The organism is Chitinophagales bacterium, assembly GCA_020636535.1.
Taxonomy (GTDB): Bacteria; Bacteroidota; Bacteroidia; order Chitinophagales; family JADIYW01; genus JADJSS01.
In genome coordinates this window covers 2,056,883-2,076,817 of the sequence record JACJXT010000011.1, presented here as the reverse complement: position 1 = coordinate 2,076,817, position 19,935 = coordinate 2,056,883, and the positions used below count along the sequence as shown (strand labels likewise).

Genomic DNA, 19,935 nt, shown 5'->3' with positions numbered 1-19,935 from the left:
AATATACTCTGTATTTTCTAGTAATTATATTTGCTATATATTACTTTGTTTGTCGTAATTTTTAATAATATTATACACTAAACTTTTTCTTTAATTTTAAAAAAGGTTTTTCTATTACATAGTAAGATATCAAACTACAGAGTATAATTAGAATAATATTATAAGGAAATATTTTCATGCCAAATGCCGTATCAGCAACAAATAGCTGTTGCCATAAATATAAACTATAGGAAATAATTCCTATAAAATTTAATAATTTGTTGTTTAATAATTTAAATGCAATACTATTTTTTATGTTTATTGAATATATTAATAAAAACAATATGATAAGATTGGTGAATGTTCCAAACGAACCAAAGAAAGTAACAATAAAAAGATTCATATGAAGAGAAAAAACTCTATTGATATACTCCAAGTATGGAAATAAAATAAAATATAGAACAACTATAATAACTATGTAGTGTCCTGCTTTTACAATAAATTTAGTTAATACTTTATAATTAAAAGCAGCTAAACAACCTATAGCTATAGCATCTAATCTTTGAAATATAGTTAAACCGTTATTCCAAGTGTGTTCACTTATAATACCATAAACTCTAAACAAAGGACACGCTACTAGAATTAGTAGAATGATTGCAATTTGAGTTCTCTTATTAAGTAGAAAAGTTAATGGCCAAAATAAATAAAACTGTTCTTCTATGCTTAATGACCATGCATGACCAGTATACCAATCTAATTGCCAATTGAGATATTTAGTGTAAGTTAGAGCAGTAAGCCATGATTGAATTGGAATTGAGATTATATGTAGAATACACAGTAAAGCATATATTAATAGTAAGAAATAATATGCAGGGAATATTCTTAATACTCTTCGTATATAAAAATTTTTAATTGAAATGCTTTTGTGTTTTTCTTTCTCTGAAATTAATAGAATAGTAATCAGAAAGCCAGATATTACAAAGAAAATATTTACACCTAATTGTCCATCTGTAAGAAAATAAAACTTTTTAAATATTGTTGATAAATATGGAATTTTGTATAATTCCAATTTAATATGTCCTAATATTACAAATAAAATACTTATTGCTCTTAATCCATTAATACTTGGATAGTGAATGCTTTTCATATAAAATATTCTATTAAATGTTTATATTACAACAGAGTAAATATATCACTTATTTTACGAAATGAATCTATCTTACAAAATAAGAATAATCTAAAATAGAAAGCACATAATGATATTTGTAAATAATCCTATCTCAAAATACAAGTAATCGTAATGTCAACTTAATCAATAAAACCTATCTTTGTACAAAGTCGAGCAATGAAAAAAATACTTTTTATCACACTTGTTTTTATATCGATAGTTTCGTTTGCTAAGAAAAATAAAAATCAACCAACAGCAACTCAGCAACAGCCAAAGCTAGTAATCGGTTTGGTTATTGACCAAATGCGTTGGGATTACCTTTATCGTTTTCATGATAAATACACTAGCAATGGCTTTAACTTATTAACAGAAAAAGGGTATAACTGCGAGTTTGCTCACTACAACTATGTGCCAACTTATACAGCACCAGGACATACTAGTATTTACACAGGAACAGTACCAGCAGTTCACGGAATTATTGGTAATGGTTGGTACGATAAGATTAGTAAAAAAAGTATATACTGTGTTACCGATGATAATTTTAATACTGTAGGAAGCAATACTGATGCAGGAAATGCAAGTCCAAAAAATATGTTGACGACAACAATAGGAGACGAACTAAAAATTTCAAATGCCAATAAATCTAAAGTAATTGGAATTGCTATAAAAGACAGAAGTGCTATTTTACCAGCTGGTCATGCTGCCGATGCTGCTTATTGGTTTGATGGAAAAACTGGAAAATGGATTAGCTCAACTTATTATATGAAGTCTTTGCCTAATTGGGTGGAAACACAAAATAAAATCATTCAACAAGATAAATTTGATGCTACGAAATGGGAAACACTTTTAGCATTACAAGATTATCATGAAAGTACAGAAGACAATGTTTCTTGGGAAGCAAACTACGATAACGAATCTGCACCAGTTTTTGCTCATGATGTAGAAGCACTTTTAGAAGATGACCACGATATTTTAAAAGCATTGCCTTATGGAAATACAATGACACTTAATTTAGCAAAAGCATGTATTCAGCATGAAAATTTAGGCAAAGGTAATTTTACAGATTTGCTGTGCGTTAGTTTATCTTCTACAGATATTATTGGACATCAGTTTGGTTGTAATGCAGTAGAAATTGAAGATATGTACTTACGATTAGACAAAGACATTGCTAGTTTTATTGCTTTCTTAGACAATCAATTAGGTAGAGATAACTATGTGTTTTTTCTAACAGCAGACCATGGTGCAGCAAACAATGCTTCGTTTTTACAATCGCATAGAATTCCAGCAGGAAACGAAATATCTAAAGTGTTTAAAGCCAAGATGGATTCTTTTTTAATTGCAGAGTTTAATAATAAAAATTATATAGAATCTATTAGTAATCAACAAGTATTTTTTAATCACGATGTATTAGATAAAGATGCTGCATTACTAGAAAAAGTAAAACAAAAAACTACTCAGTTTTTATTATCGTTTGAAGAAATTGCAGATGTAATTGATTTGTCTGCGGTAGAACAAGCAACACTAGTAGCACCATATAAAATGATGATTACCAATAGTTATAACAAAAATCGTTCTGGCGATTTATACATTCAGTTACAACCAGCTTGGATGTCAGACTATATTCAAGGAACAACACATGGTTCTGCTTACAATTACGATACACATATACCTATGATATTTTTTGGCAATCATATTCCAGCAGGAAAAGATTATTCACAAAGATATATTTCAGATATTGCTGCAACAATAAGTGCTATTTTAAAAATTCAAGAACCAAATGGTTGTATAGGAAAACCAGTAGAAGGTGCACTTAAAAAGTAAATGTTTAGTAGAATAACCTGAGTTATGGATTAAATTCTATATAATTAACTGATAATCAATCGTCATTGCGAAATTTTGAGAGATACGAACAAAATTGTGGCAATCTCAAACTATGAACTGCTATAAAGTAGATTACCTGTCTCTACCTGTCGGTAGACATGGTGCCGAACAGGTAGACTTCGCTACTTTCATCCGCTCGTAAAGACGCTCTTTTTCTAATAATTGCTAGTTTATTCAAACTGTTCTAATCCATAACTCAGGTTAGAATAATATTCCAAAATAAAAAAGCTCAACTTAATAGTTGAGCTTTTCTGTATCTTATAAATTAGCAATCAATAATTAATGATGACCATCTAATTCTTTGTTTTTTGCAAATAATACACCAAAAGTTAATAATGCAACTGAAATTAATAATGGCACAAATAATTTCACTTGTCCAATTCCAGGTTGTTTAGCTACATTATAATTTAAAAATGCACTAGTGTTCATGTATAAAAATATAGTTACTAGCAATAAAACTGTTCCTAAGAAACACATAATAGCACCAAAAACGAGCGTCATCTTATTCATATCAAATAGATTTTGTTCAAAAGTAAGCATTAAATCAAAAAATAAAAACAAATACAATAAACAATTTGCAAATTAATGTTGATTTAACGCTTTTAGTCGGTAGTAACTACTTTTACAAATCTAGAAATAACTATAGCTAACAAACCACATGCTATAGAAATATAACCTAGTTTATTGAAATTAGTTACTTTTCCTGTGGTATTGATGCCTACAACAAAACCACTTACTACAGAAGCAACTGCAGTTCCCAATTCTAAAAAGGCAGAACGCAAACTCATAAATCCACCTCTCTTATCTTTTGTAGTAGCAGCAGTCATAATAGTATAAGCAGGAATAATTCTTCCAGCTGCCAAAATAAAAAAGGTAGCACAAATAACTATAGCTACAGGAATACTTGCACTAGTAATATTGGTAGTAATATATATAGGAATAAATGACAATAACATTAAAATTAGAAAAGATTGTTTATTGCCTATTTTGTCTGAAAATTTACCTATAAATGGAGAAGTTATAACGGTACATATTCCACCAATAGCATACATAATTGGTACCCAATCTTCATCAAATCCAATATTATTTTCAAAATAAGGAATGATAAATAAAATAACTACTTGATGACTAAATATGATAATAAATGCTAAGAATAATGCCAATACTTGATTTTTATCTTTGAATACATCTACTATATAAGCTAGTCTTTTTACCGATTTATCTATTAGATGTATATGGTCAGTCATATTAGGTAACCACACATGAACAGCGAGTAATGTTAAACCACTTACTGCAGCCAAAATTTTAAAAGGCATAAATAAATCATATTTAATTACCAAATGAAAAGCAAAAGGAATTCCTGTAATAGCTGCTACAGCAAACGATAAAGAAATAATGCTAATTGCAGTAGCTCTTCTTTCGTATGGAATAATATCGCTAACCATAGCTGTTGCAACACCACCAACAATACCACCAAAAACTCCAGTAATAGCTCTACAACCAATCATAGCATAAAAATTGGTAGCAAATGCACATAGAGTAGTGCCAATGGTAAATCCTGCAAAACAAAAGAGTAAAGCTTTTTTTCTATCAAATCTATCTACCCAACCAGAAGATAATATGCCAGATAAAAAAGCAAAGAACGAATAAATAGAAACAACCGTAGTAGCAGATTTTGTGCCTACTTTAAATGCAGCCATTACTTCGTTAATTAAAGGCATTAGTAGCATAGCATCTACCGATGCTAAATAGCAAATAAATGCTAACAAAAATACCAATAAGTACTCATTGTTTCTGCCTTTTGGTTGTTCATCTTCTTCTAAAACTAAACTGTCAAAAGTTTCCATTTATAAATACAAATATCAATTAAGTTGAATTAAAATCGTAAAACTAGGATATTCTAAATAAATATTGCCACTATTTTTTGGTATTTTCGTCAAAATAATAGAAAAATATGTCTGAATTTCCGAATTGTCCAAAGTGTAATGGTAGTTTCGTTTATCCAAGTGGTGAGTTATTAATCTGTCCTGATTGTTTCTACGAATGGAATCCAGAGTTGACTACAACTGATGAAATCAACGATGCATTTATAGTATTAGATGCAAATGGAAACGAGCTACAAGATGGTGATAGCGTTATTGTACTAAAAGATTTGCCTGTAAAAGGTGCACCAAAACCAGTTAAAGCAGGAACTAAGGTTAAAAATATTAAGCTAGTAGATAGCGACCATAATATTGATTGTAAGATAGATGGATTTGGGTTCATGTCGTTGAAATCTGAATTTGTAAGAAAAGCATAACTTTCTATAATTATTTTTATATTTAAAATATGTACACTAAAAAGATTTTTGGAGCAAAAGATATGTTGGTTTGGACACGGTTTGAACTCTATCAGTTTTTTGCTATAGCTATTATAGAAGTGTTGTTGTTTGAACTAAGCATGAGAACACTACAAATTCCATTTACACCAGTGGCATTAGTTGGTACAGCTGTTGCATTTGTAATAGGTTTTCAGAGCAATTCTGCATACGGAAGAATTTGGGAAGCTAGACAAATTTGGGGAGCTATTGTTAATTCATCTAGAACTTTTGGAATGATGGTGCAAGACTTTATTAATAATGACCATAATGCACAACAACCAATAAGTGAAGCTGAATTAAAATCGATAGTAAAAACAATTACTTATAGACATATTGCTTGGCTTACTGCTCTTAGGTATGCTATGCGACAAGCAAAACCTTGGGAATATGTAATGCAAGAAAAAACAAATAAAGAATGGTCTAATATGATATATGTTCCAGAATTTCATATTCCATTTGAAGAAGCAGTGCAACCTTATTTGTCAGAATCAGATTTAAATTATATAAAAAATAAATCTAATAAACAAACAGCAATCTTGTATTTGCAATCACATCATTTAAAAGCATTAAAAGAACAAAAACTAATTTGGGAATTTTCTTTCTTAGAATTAGAAAATGTACTAGAAGAGTTATTTACACACCAAGGAAAATCAGAGCGAATAAAAAACTTTCCATATCCAAGACAGTTTGCTTCTATCTTACATCATTTTACTTGGATATTTATTTTTGCCATTCCAATTGCTTTGGCTAGTCAGTTTCAAGAACTAGGATTAAAATTAGCAGAAAAATTTCCAGGCGTAGAATGTTGGTTTGCTTGGGTATCAATTCCATTTTCTATGATAATTATGTGGATATTTCATACGATGAACAGAATTGGTAGAGTAGGAGAGAATCCGTTTGAAGGTTCAGCAAACGATGTACCAATTTCTGCAATTGCAAGAGGAATAGAAATAGACTTAAGAGAAAACCTAGGCGAAAGCACAGACGAAATACCAAAAGCATTTGAAGTAAAAAATCATGTACAGATGTAATAAGTATTGCTTTTAAAGTATTAGTGTTATACTATAACAAAACATTTCACAATATTATCTATTCGGTTAATTTACTTAACTTCGCACCGTGCAATTTCTAGATACAATAAAAATAGCTACACAAGCAATAAAAACCAACATTGTAAGAACTGTAATTACTTGCTGTATAATAGGTATTGGTATTATGGCTTTGGTTTGTATTCTTACATCGGTAGATGGTTTAAAGATGTATCTATCAAATAGTTTTAGTGCTATGGGAGCCAACTCTTTTAAAATTAGAAACACCAGTTTGTCTTTTAATTTAGATGGAGAAAGAGAAGCTGCAAAAGTATTTAAACCTATTGCTTATAACGAAGCAGTAGACTTTAAAAATAAATTCAATCAAGAGTATGCTACATCAGTTCAGTATTTAGCCAATGGAGCATCTACTATAAAGTACAAAGACAAAAAAACAAATCCAAACATTACAGTACTTGGCACAGATGAAAACTATATCAATAATGAAGGTTATTCGTTGTATAAAGGAAGAAATTTTACTACTTCAGAATTAGATAGAGGAGACAATACCATTATACTTGGATATACGGTAGCACAAAAAATATTTGGCAATAAATATACACTAGACAATACCTTTGTAAAACTCGACGATTTAAAATTTAAAGTAGTAGGTGTTTTAAATGAAAAAGGGTCTAGCTTAATTACCACAGACGATATTGCTATCATTCCTATAAAAAAGGCAAAGCAATATTATAGTTATGCTACAGCATCTTATGTTATTAGTATTCAAGGCAATCCAAATGATAGTTTGTCTGAAGTAATAGATAAAGCAACTGTTCTAATGCGTAATGTAAGACACTTACATCCAAAAGACCAAAATAATTTTGATATACTTAAAAGCGATAGTATTTCTGGAATGTTCGTAGAAAAAATGGGTTTTGCAACTATGGCAGGATTTATAATTGGTATTATTACACTATTTGGAGCAGCTATTGGTTTAATGAATATTATGCTAGTAAGCGTAACCGAAAGAACCAAAGAAATTGGTACACTTAAAGCCATTGGTGCAACAAGAACTAATATCATACAACAATTCTTAATAGAAGCGATGGTTATTTGTCAAATTGGTGGTGCATTAGGAATAGTATTAGGTATTTTATTTGGCAACTTAGTCTCTATTTCTATTGGCGGAAGTTTTATCATTCCATGGAACTGGATTACTATTGCAGTAATATTTTGTTTAGTCGTAGGATTAATTTCAGGACTATATCCAGCAATAAAAGCAGCCAAGCAAGACCCAATAGAAGCATTAAGATACGAGTAGTGATAATAATTTATTATTATATTGTAATAAATATAAAACACCATCACTCTATACTTAATAACAATTTTAAACAAATTATTTTTCCTGTTAATAACTAATAGTATAGTGTAATAAAACCAAACTCTATAAATCAGTAAATTTGTTAAAACTTTTTTCACTATGAGCATGATGAAAGAATTTAAGGAGTTTGCAATGAAAGGCAACTTGGTTGACATGGCAGTTGCTTTTGTAATGGGTGGTGCTTTTGGCAAAGTAGTAAGTTCTTTTATAGACGGAATAGTAATGCCACCAATAAGTTTATTGTGGGGCGGAAACTTAGAAGGAAAAATTGTTTTAAGAGATGCAGTAGCTGCCGTAACAGACGCCGCAGGTACAGTAACTACACCAGAAGTTCCAGAAGTAGCCATTACTTATGGAGCATTTATTAGTGCTTTAATTAGTTTTATTATAGTTGCATTTGTAATGTTTATGATAGTAAAAGCAGTCAACAAAACGAAAAAAGTAGAAGAAGCTGCACCAACACCACCAAGTGCAGAAGAAACACTATTAACCGAAATAAGAGATTTACTTAAAAAATAATATATTTATCAATTCTTTATTTTTATGAGCAGTTCAATCACGAGCTGCTCTTTCTTTTTTATGGCATTCCTACGGTCGGGCTATCCGTTACAAGTCCTCGCTCTTTTTCAAATCGCTGTGGGCTTTTCACTACTATCCCTAATGCTTGGTAACTGCTACAAAAATGTGTTTACAAAAAACTAAAGCAATATCATTACTATATTTGTAATTTTACACCATGAAACAACAACTAATAATTGGCAGAAATGCAGTTAAAGAAGCACTAGAACAAAACGAATTAGCTTTCGAAAAAATATTTATCAGCAAGTCAAGTAATGGCGATATTATAAAACGCATCACGCAACTAGCAAAAGAACAAGGCGTAGTAGTACAATTTGTTCCAGAAATAAAAATCAACAAGCTAAGCAAAGGCAATCATCAAGGAATTGTTGCGTATATTGAAATAGTTCCGTACTACAACATTCAAGATATTATAGATAGTGTACTAGAAAAAGGCAACTTACCATTGCTTTTAATTTTAGATGGCATTACCGATGTAAGAAACTTTGGAGCTATTGCCAGAACTGCCTATGGTTTAAAAGTAGATGCAATTGTAATTCCAAAACGAAATAGTGTAAGCATTAGCGAAGATGCTATAAAAGTTTCGAGTGGTGCATTATTGCATATACCAGTTTGTAAAACCGAAAATATGTTGGCAACAGTAAAAGACATTAAACACAATGGCATACAATTAGTAGGATTATCTTCGCATACCAATACACTACTAAAAGAGGCAACTATAGAAAAGCCACTGGCATTAGTAGTAGGAGCAGAAGGCGAAGGCATATCAAAAGATATAGAAAAACAACTAGATGTACTATGTAAGCTACCTATTTATAACGAAGTAGAATCATATAATGTGTCTGTAGCAACAGCCATGGCACTCTACGAAATCAATAGATGATTTTCTAATGACTAATTATATATTGGTATTTTAAGAATAATTGTGTTAAATTATTGTTTTTCATATGCTAGGTATGTATTTACTAGCTATTTTTAGATTTTAGAAAATAGTTAAATTATGAAATGTACAAGCTATTTATTTGTTGTTATTACTCTTCTTATAATCACCTCTTGTACCGGAGGTAAATGCCATAAAGTTGATGAAATTATGTATGGAATAGAAAATCGTACAAGTCACAATGTTACTATGATATATTATAGATCAGATTATAATGATACAACTACGATTGTTGCAAATAATTTTGATTATATAAATATATCTATATTATATGATACAGATTCAATAAACATCAATTATGATAATGTAAAACAAAAAACTTATTACACAGCTATAGATCCTTGTAGAATTGCAAGAAATATAGCATGTGAATCTAACTATGCACCATGGCTCACAGAGTGTACTACTTATTATACTTACATATTGAATGAAAATGATTATTTAGCAGCAGATAGTATTTCTTGAAAATCAAATTAGTTATATGTTTTATTATTTGTATTATATTATTATCTTGTAATAAGATATGTGATAATATTGTAGAAACAAAATATATTAATAATACATCCTCAGATATAAAAGTGAAAATGTATATAAGTTATGATACTATTCATAAAATAGATTCTCTAGAGATTAGTATGGGTAATATTATAAGTACATCGTATCAATATGGTAGTACAGAAAAATTCAATTTTATTGATTCTGTAATTATTTTATATGATACAAAACAAAAAGTATATTATAAAAATGAAAATTGCAATACTATAATCCATTCTCCGTATTGTGAAAATAGTTATAATTCTAAACTATTAAAATGCAATGGAATTAGATATACTTATACCTTTACCGAAGCAGATTACGCAATAGCAGATTCTATTCCTTAAATGATTATTAATGGATAAATAGATGAATTAACTTACTACCTATATATTGGTATTTTAAGAATAATTGTGTTAAATTATTTTTTTAATATGCCAGTTATGTATTTACTAGCTATTTTTAGATTTTAAAAATAAGTAAAATATGAAACTAATATCTATATTGTTTCTTTTATTATTAACTGTTAATTCTTTTAGTCAAAATGTTTTGAAAGTAACAAATAGCTTAAAAAATAAGCAAGTGCTTATAAAAGAAAATTTTAAAATAACTGTTCAAACTAATGATACTACAGTTAAAGGAAGATATCAAATAATTAATGATAGCACTATAAGTATTGGCAGTACTATTTTTTCAATATATAATATCAACAAAATAACTTGCTCACATATCAAAGCAAGAAAAATAGGAACAATTATAGCAAGTACTTGCGGTGGCTTAATACTTACTGGTGGAATTGTTGATTTAGCAACAGGTAAGAATGGAAGTGATGTAGGTTTTAGAGCTAAAACATTAGGATATACAGGTTTAATTAGTGTATATCCATTAGTTACAGCTATTGGTTTATTGTCTGCACATCATCGGTTTAATTTTAATAAAAACTGGAGAATTGAAATTGTGCAATTAAGCAATTAATCAATTATCACATTAATCAATTACATATTATCTTGTCTGTCTGTATATTTATTGTGTCTTTTGTCTAATCTACCTTCTTTTCGTTCTAGTTTTTTCTCAATTCGCTTGTAATAAGCACTCTTATGATATTCAAATTGTTCTAAGTACTCATTAGTAAATTTAGGTAAATGCACCGACTGTTGTGTTCTGTCGGCTTTTGGTTTTAATAACTCTTCGCAAGTTGCTACACAAACTTGTTGTAAGGCATTTAAACTCCATCTTCCAAAAACACAATGTCCACCTTCGTAATCTTGTACATCGTATTCTTCTGGTGTAGTAATGTATCCATTATAAGCATTGGCATACGGACAAAGAATTACAGTTTCAATTCCATGAGGAGATAATAAATCTTCTATAGTTTTTCTTAATCGCCAACTAGCAACTGTAGTAATTTCAAACGGAAGACTTACTATAGCAATAGTGCCAATTCTAGCAACTTGTATCGGTAAAATTTGTGGTGCCCAAGGATAATCGTCAAAAATTCCTTTTTCAGCAAAGTCTTTCAAATTTCTAATTGTAGGATCAGAAAATTTAGGCAATGGCAATTTTCTTAGGTCAGTAAAACCTAAAAGTCGCTTATCGCCAGATTCAATAATAATATTTTTATTGCCTTGTGCTTTATATTTTCTATTGATTTTATCTGCTTCGGCTTCGCTCAATTTTTTAGTCGATAATAAATCTCTATGCTTTACTCGTTGAGCCATAATTTTTGCAAAGGCAGCAATAATTGGAGGCATACCAGGACCATCCATTTTAGAACCTTCTAAAAATGACAAACCCATTACACTTGGAGAAGTACAACAACCTTCTTCTCCATTGGTATATTTTTTATCAATATCTAAATTAGAAAAATCAAAATAATTTGTAACAATATCAATATGTTCATTAATTAAAGTGTTATTTAAGTTTTCTGTAATTTCATCTGCTTTTTCAAATTGTAAACCACCATTAAACTTACTGCTCTTTATATCATCAGGATAAAAACCTTCAAAATTTCCTCTTTGAAAATTGTGTCTTGGATTATATTTCACTCTAGCAGAAACATCACCACAAGCACCTTGAGCAAAAGCTGCTATATAATTGCTATAGCTTTTTCTTTTTTCTCGCTCTAAATATTTAGCAGCATATCCTTTGTTGTCAGAAGAAATCTTAGTAAAATTATTAGGCAAATTGGTAGTGTGTACTGCAAACCAATTAATAGAACCCATTGGATTGCCATCTTTAGAAACAAATTCAATCAATCGCATTTCTCTATCCACAGCAAGGTGTCGTTCAGAAAATTTATATTTTGTTACCTCTGGATTTTGATTGTAGGAATTAACCGTTCTATTAAAACTTACAGGAATATCTGGAGCAAATGTAGATTTTCCGTAGTGTACACCACCTTCAGTTTTATTTAGGTCGGCTTCTACAATAGCTTTAGTAATGCCTTTTACCAAAGTATTGTAAATTCTTTTATGAAATCCAGGTACGGAAACATTATAAATAGCATGGTAAGAATAACCAGCAGGACTGCAATGTGTATGTTGTGCAGATAAAATTAAGTTGTTATCGTTAATATTTATTTCAGGATTATTTTTTTGCAACATCGCTACAACACCTTGTTTTAGAGCAGGAGTGATAAAACACAATTCGCAATTAACAATACACAATTTATTGCCACTAGTTTTATCTTCTAAAATAAAAGCTCTAGCATATAAAGGTGTGTCAACATCTAAAGAAATATGACTAAAAAGACCATATCCGAGCATGCTAGCACCTTTCTCAAATACAGTAATATCGGTTTTGCTTAGTCCAATTAAAAACATTTTGTATTTTTGATGTAAGATAAGCATTTAGTTTTATACTAACTGTTTTTGGTGATGGGAAAATTTGAGTTTATTTTAATAGTAAAAGAATAACATATGGATATTATAAATTTTTTAGTTTCAAAATTACCTAAAAGAACTCAGTTTAAAATAAGACATAGACGATATAAAAATAATTATAACCAATGGATTAATAATAGCAATAATTCATTACCAGTTCCTCATTATGTTAAGCAGTTAACTATAAATAAAATTAAGCAAGAATTTAATTTTGATGTTTTTATTGAGACAGGAACATATTTGGGAGATATGATTTATGCTCAAAAAGATAATTTTAAAAAAATATACTCTATTGAGTTGAGTGATATGTTTTATAAAAATGCTACTAATTTTTTTAAGGATTATAAACATGTAAAGCTGTATCAAGGAGATAGTGGTGAAGAAATGGAGAAGATTGTTAATGAGTTAGATGAACCTGCTATTTTTTGGTTGGATGGACATTATTCTGGTGGTAATACAGCAAAAGGAGATTTAAATTGTCCAATAATTAAAGAATTAAGTGCTATATATAAAAGTAGATTTAAAAATCATATCATATTGATTGATGATGCTCGGTTATTTGTTGGCGAAAATGATTATCCTAGTTTAGATGAAATTAAAGAAAGTATTTTAATGTATAATGATAACTATAGTATAAGTGTAGAAAATGATATTATTATATGCAAATCTACTTAAAATGATATTAATTGAACTAATGGGTGGACTTGGTAACCAAATGTTCCAATATGCATTTGGACGAAGATTGAGTATAGATTTACAATGTGAATTATATATAAATAGTAATTCCTTAAATAATTTTGATACCATTAGAACTTTAGAGTTAGATTATTTTAATACACATTTTAAAATAGCTAACCACAAAATAAATAAAATATTTATTAATAATAAATTTGATTTATTTAATAGGTTAATATTGTCAGTTTCTTCTTTAGGTAAGTATAAAAAGATTAAAGAAGATAATTTTAAAGACTATAAAAAAATGCCAATAAGAAATAATACTTATTATAAAGGTTATTTTCAGCATGAAGAATATTTTAATAGCATTAAAGAAATTCTTGTACATGATTTCGCTTTGGCAAAACCATTAGATAGGATCAATCAGAATTTGGTAAATCAATTTAAAAAAGAAGATAGTGTGTTTGTTCATATTAGGAGAGGCGATTTTTTAACATCAAATGGTTATCATAAAGTATATGATAAAATATATTATGAACAAGCAATAAATCAAATTATGAAAGAAAAAGATATTTCTTTACAATTCTATTTTTTTTCAGATGATATAAATTGGGTACAACAAAATTTTATTGCAGAGAATTATCATTACATTACACACAATATTGCTGATGAATCTTATAAAGATTTAGTATTAATGAGTAACTGTAAATATGCTATCTTTGGAAACAGTACATTTGCATGGTGGGCAAATTGGCTAAGAGAAAATAAGAAAGATGAATCGTAAAGAATATATAGAAAACAAAAAATTAGAAAAACATGAAAAATTATTAAATAAATTATTTAATAAAGAATATGATTTGATAATTTTTGATATTGGAGCATGTGAAGGTGAAAGTTCTATTAGGTATAAACAACAATTTAAAAATGCTCAAATTCATTTATTTGAACCATTGCCAAACAATGTAAAACTAATTGAAGATAATATAAAGACATACCAAGTTAATAACTTTATAGTTACTCAAAAATGTTTATCCAATCAACTTGGAAAAGTAGATTTCTTTGTATCATCTGGAAATCCTAATAATATAGATAATAACGAAGATTGGGATTATGGCAATAAAAGCAGTTCTTTACTTGAACCTAATAAAACATTAGAAATACATGACTGGTTAAAGTTTAAAGATAAAATAGAAGTAGAAACATCAACTATAGATAATTATTGTGCCGAAAAAAAGATAACTACAATAGATTTTATACATATGGATGTACAAGGTGCAGAGTTAATGGTGTTAGAAGGTGCCAAATCAATGTTACAAAAAATTCAAGCTATTTGGTTAGAAGTAGAAAATGTTGAGTTGTATAAAAATCAACCAATAAAAACAGATATAGAAGCGTTTTTAGAAAACAACAACTTTATTAAAGTAATTGATACAGTTAATGATGTAGCTGGAGATCAGTTTTGGGTAAATCAACAACTGTATAGTAAAAAAACAATAGTTGTGAAAATAAATATTTTAAAATATAGGCTATTGAAACAATATAGAAAAATTTATAATCTTATTTTTTCAACTTGATTAAATAGAGCTAAATCACTAGAATAGAGTGCTTCTATTTTTTGCTTATTTTCATCAGTTATAAAGTAATTATATTTTGGTGTTTCATTAAATACATCAAACTGGTTTTTAAAATCTTTAAAAGTAAAATTATCAACTTTAAAATCAATATCAATTTTCTTCATAAAGGATTTATTGTTTTTTACATCATTTAAAGTTTTAAAATATCCTAGTTGTTGTAAAAAAAGCTCTAACTGTTTATTGTTCGATACTGTAAAAAAACGATCAAAATGTTTCTTTTTAAACATTAAACTATATGGTTTCCAGTGATGATTTAGTTTATTTACATTATAACTTGTAATATAATTTATAAACTGGTTAAAGCTTATGCCATCATTAAAATTTTTAGTATAATGATTAATTATTTCCTTTGCTTGAGGTATAAAAATATTATGTGAGTAGGGGTAAATAAATTTACTTACATACGCAGAAACAATTCTTTTAATAGGATTTCTAATAATTGCAATTTTTGTATAATCTTTATATAAATGTATTTTTTGATATAAAATAGTATATTCTTTTGCTGCTTCCCAAATATTAGTATTATTAGAATAGTGACTTACTATATATCTTCTTGTTGTTTCGCACATGCATTTGGGAAATAAGGTTATTATTATTTTTTTATGATGGTCAATTAATAGTTGATGGTAATTCCAAATGTCAAATTTGTATTTAATTTTATTTATTACATATTTCATTGCGTGCTAAATTAATAAATTATCTTTACACTATGATAAGTGTATTAATGCCAGCATATAATTCAGAAACATATATATATAGTGCTATTGAAAGTGTGCTCAATCAATCATATGATAATTTTGAACTCATTATTGTAAATGATGGCTCTACAGATAATACAAAAGATATTATTTTGTCTTTTAAAGATGATAGAATTAAGTATTTTGAAAATGAACAAAATAGAGGATTAACTTATACTAGAAATAAATTATTGAGTCTATCAAAAGGTAACTATATTGCTTTTTTAGATAGTGATGATATTGCTCATCAAGATAGATTTAAAACCCAAATTCACTTAATTGAAAATCAAAACTATGATTTTGTTGCTGCTAGTTCTCAGTATATAGATGCTAATAATTCCAAATTGAATAATAAACAAATATTTAATTTAAATAAAGACGAAATATTGGCTACCATGCTTTACTTTAATCCAATTATCACTTCAACAGTTTTATTTAAAAAAAGTATATTGCACAATCTAAACTTCAGAGAAGCATATCCACCTTGCGAAGATTATGATTTATGGCAAAGACTATTACTTAATTGTAAAGCCATAGTCATTCCTCAAATTCTTGTAAAATATAGAATTCATAACTCAAATATTTCTACTGTAATGAATAAACAGTCGAAACTAAATAGGAACAAAGTAACTTTAAATCATTTCCATCACTATTTCTATCAATATATAAATAATAGCTTCGATAATCAACATTTACAATTGGTCGATTTTACTTTAATTAATAATACAAATACAGTTTCAGACTATGTAAACAAGCTGATCACTATTAATAAAGACCGTAATTTTTTTCCAGAAATAATACTAAACAATGTAGTTTTTTCTAGAATTTTAAAGTACTATTTAAGAATTCCTACTTATAATTTAAACCAGTTTAAAATATTACGCTCATTAAAAAAACAATTAAAACCTAATTTTAGATTGGATAACTTTGTTAAAGAACTAATTATCTTTGTTAGATGTCTCGTAGGTAAAAAAATACTATGATTAAGATTTTATGGATGAATACTTCTTCTAGGCTTAAGTCACTAGCTTTTTATGAAACACTAAAGCATGGCTCTGTCTACTTCTCATCTTATATTTTCATACAGCTAATATCAGTAATTTCACTACCAATCTTTACCAAATTACTGCAACCTACAGATTTTGGTATCTATGAAGTATTCAATAACACAGTTCGCCTATTAAGCATCATTTTTTCATTAAATCTATCAGCTGGTTTTTATCGTTTTTATTTTGATGAAAGCTATGATAAAAAGAGTTTAGTTGCTTATTGTGTAAAGAATATGTTGCTGTATTCAACAATCGGATTAATTGTTTTTGCATTATTCAGTACTTCTATATTAGACTTTATAAACTTACCAAAACATCTGTTTCCTTTTATTATTATTGGAATTTATGTCAATATCATAATGCTTTTCTTTAATAACTATACTAATGTTCAATTAAAAAGTAAAACCTATTCTATATGGAATATAGTCTTTAATATATTTAGAGTTGCTTTTTCAATTGTTTGTATTTTATGGATAGCAAAAAATTACTACGGACGCATTCTCGGCGAAACGATAGGTATGGCATTAATTACAATACTTATCCTATTTATTTACTTTAGAAAGTATTTCTTTATTAAAGGTAGTATAAATAGTAAGAAAGAATTATATGTATATTCTCTTGGATTAATTCCTATTGCTCTTAGTGGCTTTATACTTGGATATTTCGATACCATTATTATTAATGCTATGGAAAATAGTAACGATGCAGGTTTGTATTCATATGCATATAAAATTGCAATTATTTATAGTGGATTTACGGCTGCTTTTATTAGTGCCAATCGTCCTAATATGTTTGAATTATTTAATAAAAAAGATGAAGATGCAGTTAAAAACCAAATAAAAAGCTTAATTAAACTTATTACGGCAGTAGCATGTTTCTTTATCTTTTTTTCTGAAACAGGCGGACAAATATTAGCTCTAAATGATAAATTTTATGCAGCATTACATTTATTACCAGTTTTAATTATTGCTTATATATTTAATGATATCAATACCATTTTAGGGTTTTATATCTACTACGAAAAAAAAGTTCAGTACCTTTATTGGAGTATAGGAGTTGCTGCCTTAATAAATATTATTTTGAATATTATATTTATTCCTAAATATGGTTATCAGGTTGCAGCATATACTACATTAGTATCATACATATGTATGGCATCTTTTACTTACTTAATTATTAAATTTGTAATTAAGCAAAATTTACCAAGATGGACAATTGGCATAGAAGGTGCTTTAATAATTGCTACGGTTACTATACTAAATTATTTTATCAATAATATAGAGTTGAATATAATTCTTAATGTATTTTTAAAAATAGTAATCTACGGAGTTTTGCTCTTAATATTATGGCGTAATGTAATTAAGAAAATGCTTCAAAAAAATAATGATTAATGAAAATAGCTATTCTTTATATTTGTACAGGTAGGTACGATGTGTTTTGGACTCAATTCTATAAAACAGCAGAAATATATCTTTGTCCAAATGTAGAAAAACATTACTTCGTATTTACAGATAGTGACAATATCAAAACAGAAAATAATATTCATAAAATTTATCAAGCACCAATGGGTTGGCCAAACGATACACTCATGCGTTTTCATTTGTTTGATAGTATAAAAACAGAATTACTCAATTTTGATGCAGTCTATTTCTTTAATGCAAATTACGCATTCATCACACCAATACAGTATAATGAAATTAAACCATTAGCAGAAAATAATAACTTGATAGGTCAACATCATCCAGTGGCATATCACTTTAGAAGAAAACAGTTTAAATATGAAGCTAACCCAATTTCTACAGCTTATATTGCACCAAATGAAGGAGTATATTATTTAGCAGGTGGGTTAATTGGTGGAGCAACAAAAGAGTTCTTAGATATGTGTTTAGTTTTAAAAAATAATATAGATAAAGATACTGAGAATAATGTCTTGGCTATTTGTCATGATGAATCTCATATCAATCGATATTTTGTAGATTTTCCACCACGAATATTGCATCCAGGATATTGCTATCCACAAGATTGGTATTTGCCTTTTCCTAAAAAAACATTATTAAGAGATAAGTCTTTGTTAGGCGGACACAATTTCTTGCGTGGCGATAATGCAGACAATTTTTCAGCTGGAATAAAATACAAAGTACATGCTTGGCTGTTTAAAATAAAATTATACATTAGAGCTTTAAATTATAAATTGTTTGGGTTCTCATATATTTAAAAATTGATAAAAATATTATTACAAGGTGGTTTAGGTAATCAAATGTTCCAGTATGCATTTGCAAAAAACATTGCACTAAAACAGCAAACCAAACTTATCCTAGATACTTCTTTTATCAATACAAAACTACCTTACGGAAACTATACTACACCAATGCAGTACGAATTAGGTATTTTTAATATTAAAGATGAAATACAAACTACTACAATAACTAATTCTAAACTAACTTATCCATTAGCTAAGCTAGAATATTTTATAAAAAAACAGTTCAACCAAAACAAACACTATTTACTTAAAGAAACACAACATCAGTTTAATTCATCTTATTTACAATGTCCAAATAATGCATTTATAATAGGTAATTTCCAATCCGAAAAATACTTTATAGAACATCAATCCGAAATTTTAAAACACTTTCAATTTATTCAACCATTAGATGAAATCAATCAATCAATAGCCAATCAAATTAATACTACCAACTCAGTAAGTATTCATATTAGGAGAGGAGATTATATTAAATTACCACAAAACGCTAAAAAGTTTCAACAAACACCTTTGTCTTATTACCATGATGCAATTAATTTTTTAGCTCAAAAAATATCTAATATTCATTGCTTTATTTTTTCTGATGATATTGATTGGGCTAAAGAAAACTTAATTATCAACCATAATAAATCGTTTATTAATCACAATAAAGGAAAAGATAGCTATAAAGATATGCAGTTAATGAGTAGGTGCAAACATAATATTATTTGTAATAGCACTTTTTCTTGGTGGGCGGCTTATTTAAATTCATCAAAAGAAAAAATAGTACTAGCACCAAACAAATGGTTTGCCAACAATATATTAGAAGATAAAGATATTATACCACAATCTTGGATAAAATTGTAA

General features: G+C 28.1%; 21 protein-coding genes. 16 read left to right on the top strand and 5 right to left on the bottom strand.

Annotated features, from left to right (window positions below):
* Nucleotides 1-70: 70 nt before the first annotated feature.
* The gene (locus tag H6553_09550) at nt 71-1,126 is read right to left on the bottom strand and encodes an acyltransferase (protein ID MCB9034070.1); all 1,056 of its coding nucleotides are present in this window, start codon (nt 1,124-1,126) and stop codon (nt 71-73) included.
* Between the two features lie 198 nt (nt 1,127-1,324).
* Between H6553_09550 and H6553_09545 the strand changes: the two genes are divergently transcribed.
* Nucleotides 1,325-2,968: an alkaline phosphatase family protein gene (locus H6553_09545; protein ID MCB9034069.1), complete on the top strand. Its 1,644-nt coding sequence runs from the start codon at nt 1,325-1,327 to the stop codon at nt 2,966-2,968.
* A 339-nt stretch (nt 2,969-3,307) separates the two neighbouring features.
* On the opposite strand, the gene H6553_09540 is transcribed toward H6553_09545, so the two are convergent.
* Both H6553_09540 and H6553_09535 read right to left on the bottom strand, forming a co-directional pair.
* Nucleotides 3,308-3,538 (bottom strand): hypothetical protein, encoded by a 231-nt coding sequence (locus tag H6553_09540; protein MCB9034068.1) that lies wholly within the window; start codon nt 3,536-3,538, stop codon nt 3,308-3,310.
* A gap of 92 nt (nt 3,539-3,630) precedes the next feature.
* Nucleotides 3,631-4,875 carry an MFS transporter gene (locus H6553_09535; GenBank protein ID MCB9034067.1) on the bottom strand — a complete coding sequence of 415 codons (1,245 nt, stop codon included), beginning with the start codon at nt 4,873-4,875 and terminating at the stop codon, nt 3,631-3,633.
* 107 nt (nt 4,876-4,982) lie between these two features.
* On the opposite strand from H6553_09535, the gene H6553_09530 reads away from it, so the two are divergent.
* From H6553_09530 to H6553_09495, 8 genes are all read left to right on the top strand, one after another.
* Entirely contained in the window at nt 4,983-5,327 is a 345-nt protein-coding gene (locus tag H6553_09530; protein MCB9034066.1) for an alkylphosphonate utilization protein, read from the top strand.
* Between the two features lie 29 nt (nt 5,328-5,356).
* Complete coding sequence (locus H6553_09525; protein MCB9034065.1) at nt 5,357-6,418, top strand: hypothetical protein; 1,062 nt, start codon at nt 5,357-5,359, stop codon at nt 6,416-6,418.
* Between the two features lie 88 nt (nt 6,419-6,506).
* Nucleotides 6,507-7,739, top strand: coding sequence for an ABC transporter permease (locus H6553_09520; GenBank protein MCB9034064.1), 1,233 nt, complete (start codon nt 6,507-6,509; stop codon nt 7,737-7,739).
* Nucleotides 7,740-7,898: 159 nt separating this feature from the next.
* Nucleotides 7,899-8,318, top strand: a complete 420-nt coding sequence (gene mscL / locus H6553_09515) for a large-conductance mechanosensitive channel protein MscL (protein MCB9034063.1) — start codon at nt 7,899-7,901, stop codon at nt 8,316-8,318.
* A gap of 217 nt (nt 8,319-8,535) precedes the next feature.
* Nucleotides 8,536-9,261 carry a 23S rRNA (guanosine(2251)-2'-O)-methyltransferase RlmB gene (rlmB, locus tag H6553_09510; protein MCB9034062.1) on the top strand — a complete coding sequence of 242 codons (726 nt, stop codon included), beginning with the start codon at nt 8,536-8,538 and terminating at the stop codon, nt 9,259-9,261.
* Nucleotides 9,262-9,507: 246 nt separating this feature from the next.
* Nucleotides 9,508-9,783 (top strand): hypothetical protein, encoded by a 276-nt coding sequence (locus H6553_09505; GenBank protein MCB9034061.1) that lies wholly within the window; start codon nt 9,508-9,510, stop codon nt 9,781-9,783.
* A 113-nt stretch (nt 9,784-9,896) separates the two neighbouring features.
* Nucleotides 9,897-10,199, top strand: coding sequence for a hypothetical protein (locus H6553_09500; protein MCB9034060.1), 303 nt, complete (start codon nt 9,897-9,899; stop codon nt 10,197-10,199).
* 139 nt (nt 10,200-10,338) lie between these two features.
* Complete coding sequence (locus H6553_09495; GenBank protein MCB9034059.1) at nt 10,339-10,827, top strand: hypothetical protein; 489 nt, start codon at nt 10,339-10,341, stop codon at nt 10,825-10,827.
* Between the two features lie 20 nt (nt 10,828-10,847).
* On the opposite strand, the gene H6553_09490 is transcribed toward H6553_09495, so the two are convergent.
* The gene (locus H6553_09490) at nt 10,848-12,701 is read right to left on the bottom strand and encodes a neutral/alkaline non-lysosomal ceramidase N-terminal domain-containing protein (GenBank protein ID MCB9034058.1); all 1,854 of its coding nucleotides are present in this window, start codon (nt 12,699-12,701) and stop codon (nt 10,848-10,850) included.
* Nucleotides 12,702-12,770: 69 nt separating this feature from the next.
* Here H6553_09490 and H6553_09485 point away from each other — a divergent pair, with 69 nt between their 5' ends.
* Genes H6553_09485 through H6553_09475 form a run of 3 tightly spaced genes read left to right on the top strand, consistent with a single transcriptional unit; the run spans nt 12,771 to nt 14,983 of the window.
* Complete coding sequence (locus tag H6553_09485; GenBank protein ID MCB9034057.1) at nt 12,771-13,409, top strand: hypothetical protein; 639 nt, start codon at nt 12,771-12,773, stop codon at nt 13,407-13,409.
* A 1-nt stretch (nt 13,410) separates the two neighbouring features.
* The gene (locus tag H6553_09480) at nt 13,411-14,193 is read left to right on the top strand and encodes an alpha-1,2-fucosyltransferase (GenBank protein MCB9034056.1); all 783 of its coding nucleotides are present in this window, start codon (nt 13,411-13,413) and stop codon (nt 14,191-14,193) included.
* A complete protein-coding gene (locus H6553_09475) occupies nt 14,183-14,983 on the top strand; it encodes an FkbM family methyltransferase (protein MCB9034055.1) in 801 nt (266 codons plus the stop codon). Before H6553_09480 ends, H6553_09475 begins: the two co-directional genes overlap by 11 nt.
* On the opposite strand, the gene H6553_09470 is transcribed toward H6553_09475, so the two are convergent.
* The gene (locus tag H6553_09470) at nt 14,959-15,720 is read right to left on the bottom strand and encodes a sulfotransferase family 2 domain-containing protein (GenBank protein MCB9034054.1); all 762 of its coding nucleotides are present in this window, start codon (nt 15,718-15,720) and stop codon (nt 14,959-14,961) included. The two genes, H6553_09475 and H6553_09470, sit on opposite strands and share 25 nt — an antisense overlap.
* Before the next feature lie 32 nt (nt 15,721-15,752).
* Here H6553_09470 and H6553_09465 point away from each other — a divergent pair, with 32 nt between their 5' ends.
* Genes H6553_09465 through H6553_09450 form a run of 4 tightly spaced genes read left to right on the top strand, consistent with a single transcriptional unit; the run spans nt 15,753 to nt 19,935 of the window.
* Complete coding sequence (locus H6553_09465; protein ID MCB9034053.1) at nt 15,753-16,763, top strand: glycosyltransferase; 1,011 nt, start codon at nt 15,753-15,755, stop codon at nt 16,761-16,763.
* The gene (locus H6553_09460; protein MCB9034052.1) at nt 16,760-18,220 is read left to right on the top strand and encodes an oligosaccharide flippase family protein; all 1,461 of its coding nucleotides are present in this window, start codon (nt 16,760-16,762) and stop codon (nt 18,218-18,220) included. The genes H6553_09465 and H6553_09460 overlap by 4 nt, the downstream gene beginning before the upstream one ends.
* A complete protein-coding gene (locus tag H6553_09455; GenBank protein MCB9034051.1) occupies nt 18,220-19,044 on the top strand; it encodes a glycosyl transferase family 6 in 825 nt (274 codons plus the stop codon). Before H6553_09460 ends, H6553_09455 begins: the two co-directional genes overlap by 1 nt.
* A gap of 3 nt (nt 19,045-19,047) precedes the next feature.
* Entirely contained in the window at nt 19,048-19,935 is an 888-nt protein-coding gene (locus H6553_09450) for an alpha-1,2-fucosyltransferase (GenBank protein MCB9034050.1), read from the top strand.